The sequence below is a fragment of the Salmonella sp. SAL4457 genome (genome assembly GCF_046548235.1).
Lineage (GTDB): Bacteria > Pseudomonadota > Gammaproteobacteria > Enterobacterales > Enterobacteriaceae > Salmonella > Salmonella enterica.
Window position 1 is genome coordinate 1 of sequence record NZ_JBGDZO010000136.1, and the last position, 367, is coordinate 367.

1 protein-coding gene is annotated in these 367 nt (G+C 65.4%); it reads left to right on the top strand.

From position 1 onward, the window contains the following. Positions 1-367, top strand: a 367-nt coding sequence (locus tag ACLJNW_RS23595; protein ID WP_410961138.1) for a cation:proton antiporter, incomplete at both ends; no start/stop codon positions are given.

The following is a 367-nucleotide window of genomic DNA, read 5'->3' on the forward strand; positions in this document are numbered from 1 at the left end:
GCCCTGCTCAGTCAATGGCTGGCCTGGCGCCTGCGCCTGCCAGCCATTCTTTTCCTGCTGCTGTCCGGGATCGTCGCCGGCCCGCTACTCGGCTGGCTCGATCCGGACGTGATGTTCGGCCCCCTGCTGTTCCCACTGGTATCCCTGGCAGTGGCGCTGATCCTCTTCGAGGGCAGCCTGACCCTGCATTTCAGCGAATGGAAGGAAATCGGCACCGTGGTGCACCGAATGGTGACCATCGGCGCGCTCTCGACCTGGGGCGTGATCGCCCTGGCCGCCCACTACCTGCTCGACTTCAGCTGGGAAATGGCCCTGCTGTTCGGCACCCTGACCCTGGTCACCGGGCCCACGGTGATCGTTCCGATGC